The following is a 7,409-nucleotide window of genomic DNA, read 5'->3' on the forward strand; positions in this document are numbered from 1 at the left end:
AGGGGAGTTTTGCCGTCCCTTGCGATTTCGCCAACGGTCGATGATGCCCAATCCGAAACGCTCGTCAAAGCCATCTTGGCGAAGAGGGATGCTACATCGTGCCGCCCGCCTCATCACCTCGGAGTGGCTCCATGACCCCTCGCGTCGTGTTTCCCAACAAGATCCTTCCCTACCTGCTGGTGGCGCCGCAACTGGCCATCACGCTCGTGTTTTTCTACTGGCCGGCCGGTCAGGCGTTCTACCAATCCATGCTCAGGCAGGATCCGTTCGGACTGAGGACCAAGTTCGTCTGGTTCGCCAATTTCAGGAAAGTGCTTGCCGATCCGGCCTACCTGAACTCGATCAAGGTCACGGTGGTGTTTTCCCTTGCGACCGCCATCGTCGCCATGTGCGTGGCGCTCCTGCTTGCGGTCATGGCAGAGAAGGTGGTGCGCGGCAAAGGTCTCTACCGCACGCTCTTGATCTGGCCCTACGCGGTGGCGCCGGCAATCGCCGGTATGCTGTGGCTGTTCCTCTTCAACCCGTCGATCGGGTCGCTGGCCTACATGCTGAGAAGTTTCGGCATCGCCTGGGATCCACTGCTCAACGGCACCCAGGCCATGATCCTGCTGGTGTCCGCCGCTGCCTGGAAGCAGATCAGCTACAATTTCCTGTTCTTCGTCGCCGGCCTGCAGGCGGTGCCGAAAGCCTTGATCGAGGCGGCGGCCATGGACGGCGCCGGCGAGACCAAGCGATTCTGGACCATCGTCTTCCCGCTGCTTGCGCCGACGACCTTCTTCCTGCTGGTCGTCAACACCGTCTATGCCCTGTTCGACACGTTCGGCATCGTCCATGCCGTCACCGGGGGCGGTCCGGGCAAGACGACTGAAACGCTGGTCTACAAGGTCTACAATGACGGCTTCGTCAATCTGATCCTCGGTGACTCGGCGGCGCAGTCGGTCATCCTGATGGTCATCGTCATCTCGCTCACGGCCATCCAGTTCCGCTATGTGGAACGCAAAGTCCATTACGGCTGAGGGCGAGCGATGATCGGCCAGTCACCGCTCCGCACCGTCATCGCCCACGCCGTGCTGATCCTCGGCATATTGATCGTTGCTTTCCCGATCTACTACACGTTCGTTGCCTCGACGCAGACGCTGCAAACGATCCTCAGGCCGCCATTGCCGCTCCTGCCCGGCGATCAGTTCTGGAACAATTACACCGAAGCGCTGTTCGGCGGTGTCGGCCGTATCGGCGGCGTCAGCGTCGGCAGGCTGCTGCTCAACACGACGATCATGGCGCTCGGCATCGCGGTGGGAAAGATCTTCATCTCGATCCTGTCGGCCTACGCGATCGTATTTTTCCGCTTTCCGCTGCGCATGACCTTCTTCTGGCTGATCTTCATCACCTTGATGCTTCCCGTCGAGGTGCGCATCCTGCCGACCTACAAGGTGATGGTCGATCTCGGCATGATCGACACCTATGCCGGCCTGATCATCCCGCTGATCGCCTCCGCCACCGCCACATTGCTGTTTCGACAGTTTTTCATGACCATTCCAGGTGAGCTGGTGGAGGCGGCGCGTGTTGACGGTGCGGGGCCGTGGCGCTTCTTCTTCGATATCCTGTTGCCGCTGTCGCGGACGAATATCGCGGCGCTGTTCGTCATCCTCTTCATTTATGGCTGGACGCAGTATCTGTGGCCGTTGCTCGTCACCAACAGCAGCAACATGAACACGATCGTCATCGCGCTCAGAAAGATGGTCTCCTTCGCCGATGCCGATACGCAATGGCACCTGGTCATGGTTACAGCGATGCTGGCCATCGTGCCGCCGATCCTGGTCGTGGTGCTGATGCAACGCTGGTTCGTTCGCGGCCTGGTCGATTCCGAAAAGTGAGAAGCTGATGGCGACCGTCGATCTGAAGGATGTGAAGAAGGTCTATCCCAGCGGTTTCGAGGCCGTGAAGGGCGTTTCAATCGCAGTTCCCGACAGGCAGCTTTGCGTGCTGGTCGGCCCATCGGGTTGCGGCAAGTCCACGCTGCTCAGGATGATCGCCGGGCTCGAAACCATCTCCTCGGGAACAGTTGCGATCGACGGCAAGATCGTAAACTCAATCGGTCCGACCGAGCGGGACATCGCCATGGTGTTCCAGAACTACGCGCTGTATCCGCATATGAAAGTCTACGACAACATGGCCTATGGGCTGCGCAACCGCGGCACGCCGAAAGATGAGATCGACAGCCGGGTCCGCGCGACGGCGAAAATACTCGAACTTTCGGCGCTGCTCGACCGCCGTCCGCGCGAGCTTTCCGGCGGCCAGCGCCAGCGTGTCGCCATGGGTCGTGCCATTGTGCGCAACCCGAGGGTTTTCCTGTTCGACGAGCCGCTCTCCAATCTCGATGCCAAATTGCGTGGCCAGATGCGCGTCGAGATAAAGAACCTGCAACGCTCGCTTGGCGTCACGTCGGTCTATGTCACGCATGACCAGCTCGAGGCGATGACGTTGGCCGACATCCTCGTCGTCATGAACGGCGGACTGGTCGAGCAAATGGGGGCGCCGCTCGACATCTATGAAAGGCCGGCCTCGACCTTCGTCGCTTCCTTCATTGGCGCGCCGCCGATGAATCTCCTGGCACTGACCGAAAGCGCCTCGGGCGCGGTGCTCGCAGACGGCACGGCGATCGCTTTCGCACCTCGGGAGGCAAGAGCTGCGACCCTCGGTTTTCGGCCCGAGGATGCCGACGTCACCTTCAATGCGGAGGCGCCGCCCGGCGCCCTCGTCCTGCCGGCGCTGGTCGAGGCAGTCGAACCGGTAGGCGCCGAAAGTTTCCTTCACTGTGCGGCAGGCGGCAACCGTATCGTCGTGCGTGTCGCGGGTCGCGCCACCGCCACGGTTGGCAACCAATTGCGCGTGGTTGCCAAGGCAGAAAAGCTGCACTGGTTCGATCAGGCAGGAAAGCGCGTCGGCTAATCCAAAAGATGCCCAGAGCGTTTCACCGTTTCACGGAAACGGCGAGCTGCTCTAACTCTTTGTTTTGACGCAATTCCAGACGGAAAACCGCTTCACAGTTTCCTAGAATTGCTCCAGCATACGGTGTTCAGGCGAAGACATGCGCCTTTCCCGATACGGTCAGCCGGACGATCTCGCCGACCGCCGGCGCGTCCATGCCCGGTTTGCGCAGGACCAGCGGCGTGTTGCCGATCGCGGCCGCATCGGGCGGATCGGCATTGTTCAAGAGCCGCACCGCGACCGTGCACATCGAGCCGGCGAATTCGGATTCCGTCACTTCGCCGAACAGCATGTCCGAGGTGCCGGACATGCCCTCGCGCGACGTTCTCTTCAGCGCGATCTGCTCCGGGCGAAGCATGATACGGGCGATATCGCGGCTGTCATTGGTGTCGACCGCGATGCGGCCGAGGGGCGAGTTGGCGAATCCATCCGATATCTTGGCCGGCAGGATGATGGCGTCGCCAAGGAATTCGGCGATCATCCTGTCCTTCGGCTTGAGATAGAGCTCGCGCGGCGTCCCGATCTGCGAGAACTTGCCGTCGCGCATCACCGCGACCTGGCTGGCGAAGGACAGCGCCTCGGCCTGGTCGTGCGTCACCAGGATGGTAGTGATGCCGGCAGCTTCCAGAAGCTCGGCCACCGCCTTGCGCATCGAGGCGCGCAGGCCGGTATCGAGTGCCGAGAACGGCTCGTCGAGCAGCATCAGCCGGGGCTTCATCGCCATGGCGCGAGCCAGCGCCACGCGCTGCTGCTGGCCGCCGGAGAGCTCGTGCGGGCGGCGCTTGAGGATCGCCTTGTCCAGCCCGACGATATAGGCGAGCTCGACGATGCGCTCGGTGCGCTTGTCCTCGCCGCGACCCATGCCGAAACCGATATTGTCGCCAATGGTCAGATGCGGAAACAGGGCACCATCCTGCGCCACCACGCCGATGCCTCGCCGATATGCCGGCACCGCAGCGCCGCCATTGGCCAATATCGTACCGTCGAGCGTGATGTGCCCCTGGTCCGGCGCCTCGAAGCCGGCAATCAGCCGCAGCAGGGTCGTCTTGCCGCAGCCGGAAGGACCGACAATCGCCGTGCGGCTGCCGCTGGCGACGTTCAGGTCGACGCCGGCAAGGGCGGCCACCGGGCCGTACTGCTTGTGCAAGCCACCGATTTCGAGAAAGCTCATCGTCCGGCCATCCGTTTCGACTGGACATAGAGCAGCCAGGTCAAGGGCAGCGACATCGCCACCATGATGAAGGCGTAAGGTGCCGCGGAGGCATAATCAATCTCGCCGCTGTAGGACCAGAACGCCATCGCCAGCGTGCGGGTGCCGTTCGGCGCCAGCATCTGGGTGGCGGTCAGTTCGTTCATGATGCCGAGCGCCACCAGCGCCATGCCGGCCGCGGCACCCGGCGCCGACAGGCGGATCGTCGTCGACCACAGCGCCTGCAGCGGCGGGCGGCCGAGGCTGGAAGCGGCGCGTTCGAGCTCGACCGGTGCCTGCGCGATCGACGCCCGCAGGCTGACCAGCGCGCGTGGCAGGAACATCAGCGCATAGGCCACCAGGATGGTGAACAGGGTCTGATAGAGCGGCAGCGCGATGCGCACCGTGATGGTGACCAGCGCCAGTGCAATGACAACCCCCGGCAACGAGCCGACAATGTAGTTGCAGCCCTCCAGCAGGCGCTGCAATGGCCCCGGGGCGCGGATCGAGATCCAGGCCATCGGCATGGCGGCGACGGTGGCGAGCAAGGCGCCGGCGAGCGCCAGGAACAGCGTCTGGCCAAGCGCCAGGCCGATCTCGTCCAGGCGCCAGACAGCGGCGCCGCCGGCGACAAGCCAGCCGCCGATGGTGACGAACGGCACGCCGAGCGCCAAAAGCGTGGTGACGACAAGCAAGAGCAGGCTCGGAATGGTGGCGCGCCCGAGGCTTGCGCGTTGCTGATGGCGCGCCGCACCCGAGCCGACGCGGGCATAGCGCTCCTCGCCGCGCACCAGCACTTCGAGGCCGAGCAGCACGAAGCAGCAGCTGACCAGCACGCCGGCCAGCATGTTGGCGGCCGGTCCATTGAAGGTCGACTGGAACTGGTCGACGATCGCCGTGGTGAAGGTGTCGAAGCGGATGAAGACATAGAGGCCGTACTCGGCCAGCAGATGCAGGCCGACCAGCAGCGAGCCGCCGCAGATGGCGAGCCGCAATTGCGGCAGCACGACCCGCCAGAACACGCGTCGGGGTCCAAGGCCGAGTGCGGCGGCGGCGTCCTCGAGGGCGGGATCGAGACGGCGCAATGCCGCCGACACCGGCAGATACAGGAACGGGAAATAGGCGATAACGGAAACCAGCACGCCGGCCCACAGGCCGTGCAGTCCCGGCACCATGGTGATCCAGGCGTAGCTGTGGACGAAGGCGGGGATGGCGAGCGGCGCCACGCACAGCCAGGACCAGATCCGGTCGCCCGGCAGGTCGCTGCGCTCGGTCAGCCAGGCCAGCGCAACCGACAGCACGATGGTGATCGGCACCGAGAGCGCGACCAGCAGGACAGTGTTGACCAGAAGCTCGCCGACACGCGGCCGGAAGACCAGCGCCGCGACGGTTTCCCAGCCGGTCTGCACCGCGATCCAGATGATGAAGGCGAGCGGCACCAGCGCCAGCAGCGCAACGAAGATGGCGGCGAGGACCAGCCAAAGCGGTGCGCGTCGCCGGGCCCTTCGGCCTGTGCCCGAAGGCAGGCCCGAACGCGCGAGATCGACCGCGGACTGCATCAGGTCAGACGCCGTGCCGTTGCCGTCCAGCGGCAGCAATTGAAGGACCGCGATCGCGGTCGGGAACACAGCGTGTCGTCATCGACGAATGCCATCTCGAAAAACAAAATCACTCCCGCGGAAGGCGAATTCCCGCGGGAGCGTGGTCGGGTGTCCTTTTAGGACGAATGGCAACTAAAGCAAGCCGGCTGCCGTCATCAGGTCGGTGACCTTCTTGGAGTTCAGCGTCGTGGCATCGACCTTCGGCGCCTGCAGATCGGCGAGCGGCACAAGCTTCGGGTTGGAGTCCGCACCCTTGCCGACCGCGTACTCGAAGGAATCGCCTGTTTTCAGCACGTCCTGACCGCCCTTGCCGGTCAGCCATTTCAGGAACGCCTGGGCTTCCTTGGGATGCTTGCTGGAGGCCAGCACGCCGCCGCCGGAGATCGAGACGAAGGCGCCCGGATCCTGGTTCTTGAAATAGTGCAGCTCGACATTCTTGCTGTTTTCGCCGGTCTTGGCCTGATCGCCGAAGTAGTAATAGTGATAGATGACGCCGCCTTCGATCTCGCCGGCATTGACCGCCTTCATCACCGTGCTGTTGCCCTTGTAGGCGGTGAAATTGGTTTTCATCGCCTTCAGCCAGTCGGCGGTAGCGGCTTCGCCCTTGAGCTGGAGCAGGGCGCTGACGATGGCCTGGAAATCGGCGCCCGACGGGGAGGCGGCCCAACGGCCCTTCCAGCTCGGATCGGCGAGGTCAAGCATCGACTTGGGCAGCTGGTCGGCGGTCAGCTTGGTTTTGTTATAGGCAAAGACCGTGCTGCGCGCGGCGACGCCGACCCATTTGCCGCTGGCCGGTTGATAATCCTGCGGAACCTGTGCCAACGTGTCGGCATCGACCGGCGCGAACAGGCCGGCGCTCTCGACCAGCGCCATGGCCGGTGAGTTTTCCGTCAGGAACACGTCTGCGGGTGAAGCAGTGCCCTCGGCGACGATCTGATTGGAGAAGTCGCTGTCGCCGCCATTGCGCACCGTGACCTTGATGCCCGTTTCCTTGGTGAAGCCTTCGGCCCACGCCTTGGTCAGGCTTTCGTGCTGGGCGTTATAGACAATGATGCCGGCATCCTCGGCCATCGATGGGCTGGCGATCAGCATGATTGCCAGCGCCGTGGCGCCGGCGAGGGTGGAAAGAGCATATTTCATGACATTGTCCTAAAGTTCGGGTTGGCACCGGCTCACCTACCGATACCTGACAGGCTTAGTCAACATTGGTGATCTGCTTCAATCGGTCGCTGAAGCACAAACGCTTGATATCGGGCTCACAATTCCAAGTGATGAAGGGACCCGAATGGCGTGCCGAATTCAAACCGATGGTTGATCCGCGGGCCGGATGAATGGGGCGGCTTGCAGACCGTGGAAAAGCACCGAATGCCGCCTGACGACCCTGGGAAGGTCCAAGCACCAGCCTTTGGCCTGCGTGAACAAGGCCTCCAGCAGTACAGCTATTTCTAACCGGGCGACGTGTTGACCCAGACAGGCATGCAGTCCGGTGCCAAAGGCAAGGGCCGACGAAATGCCGGAACCCAAATCCAACCGGTCGCCCGCCGGAAAAACAGAAATGTCTCGATTGGCGCTCGCCAGCACGGGTACGACGGCCTGCCCGGCTTTTATGGTTGCGCCACCAAATTGCATAT

At 63.0% G+C, this 7,409-nt stretch carries 7 protein-coding genes; 3 read left to right on the forward strand and 4 right to left on the reverse strand.

Features of this window, described 5'->3' with window-relative positions; translation table 11 throughout:
• Window positions 1-131: 131 nt before the first annotated feature.
• Genes ugpA through EN939_RS14190 form a run of 3 tightly spaced genes read left to right on the forward strand, consistent with a single transcriptional unit; the run spans window position 132 to window position 2,949 of the window.
• Window positions 132-1,016, forward strand: coding sequence for a sn-glycerol-3-phosphate ABC transporter permease UgpA (gene ugpA, locus EN939_RS14180; RefSeq protein WP_127268503.1), 885 nt, complete (start codon window positions 132-134; stop codon window positions 1,014-1,016).
• Between the two features lie 9 nt (window positions 1,017-1,025).
• Window positions 1,026-1,874 carry a sn-glycerol-3-phosphate ABC transporter permease UgpE gene (ugpE, locus tag EN939_RS14185; protein WP_127268504.1) on the forward strand — a complete coding sequence of 283 codons (849 nt, stop codon included), beginning with the start codon at window positions 1,026-1,028 and terminating at the stop codon, window positions 1,872-1,874.
• Between the two features lie 7 nt (window positions 1,875-1,881).
• Window positions 1,882-2,949, forward strand: a complete 1,068-nt coding sequence (locus EN939_RS14190; RefSeq protein WP_127268505.1) for a sn-glycerol-3-phosphate import ATP-binding protein UgpC — start codon at window positions 1,882-1,884, stop codon at window positions 2,947-2,949.
• 127 nt (window positions 2,950-3,076) lie between these two features.
• On the opposite strand, the gene EN939_RS14195 is transcribed toward EN939_RS14190, so the two are convergent.
• The 4 genes from EN939_RS14195 to EN939_RS14210 form a co-directional block, all read right to left on the reverse strand.
• Window positions 3,077-4,159 (reverse strand): ABC transporter ATP-binding protein, encoded by a 1,083-nt coding sequence (locus EN939_RS14195; RefSeq protein WP_127268506.1) that lies wholly within the window; start codon window positions 4,157-4,159, stop codon window positions 3,077-3,079.
• Window positions 4,156-5,736 (reverse strand): ABC transporter permease, encoded by a 1,581-nt coding sequence (locus EN939_RS14200; protein WP_127328001.1) that lies wholly within the window; start codon window positions 5,734-5,736, stop codon window positions 4,156-4,158. Before EN939_RS14200 ends, EN939_RS14195 begins: the two co-directional genes overlap by 4 nt.
• Before the next feature lie 174 nt (window positions 5,737-5,910).
• On the reverse strand, window positions 5,911-6,918 hold the full coding sequence (locus EN939_RS14205; protein ID WP_127268508.1) for an iron ABC transporter substrate-binding protein: 1,008 nt from the start codon (window positions 6,916-6,918) through the stop codon (window positions 5,911-5,913).
• Between the two features lie 159 nt (window positions 6,919-7,077).
• Window positions 7,078-7,409, reverse strand: a 332-nt coding sequence (locus tag EN939_RS14210) for a cytochrome P450 (RefSeq protein WP_127268509.1), incomplete at its 5' end; no start/stop codon positions are given.

The organism is Mesorhizobium sp. M7A.F.Ca.CA.002.05.1.1 (assembly GCF_003998335.1).
GTDB lineage: Bacteria > Pseudomonadota > Alphaproteobacteria > Rhizobiales > Rhizobiaceae > Mesorhizobium.

Bases quoted from the DNA above. Each gene is read 5' to 3' on its own strand.
- ugpA (WP_127268503.1), top strand. From the start codon at position 132: ATGACCCCTCGCGTCGTGTTTCCCAACAAGATCCTTCCCTACCTGCTG.
- ugpE (WP_127268504.1), top strand. From the start codon at position 1,026: ATGATCGGCCAGTCACCGCTCCGCACCGTCATCGCCCACGCCGTGCTG.
- EN939_RS14190 (WP_127268505.1), top strand. From the start codon at position 1,882: ATGGCGACCGTCGATCTGAAGGATGTGAAGAAGGTCTATCCCAGCGGT.
- EN939_RS14195 (WP_127268506.1), bottom strand. From the start codon at position 4,159: ATGAGCTTTCTCGAAATCGGTGGCTTGCACAAGCAGTACGGCCCGGTG.
- EN939_RS14200 (WP_127328001.1), bottom strand. From the start codon at position 5,736: ATGCAGTCCGCGGTCGATCTCGCGCGTTCGGGCCTGCCTTCGGGCACA.
- EN939_RS14205 (WP_127268508.1), bottom strand. From the start codon at position 6,918: ATGAAATATGCTCTTTCCACCCTCGCCGGCGCCACGGCGCTGGCAATC.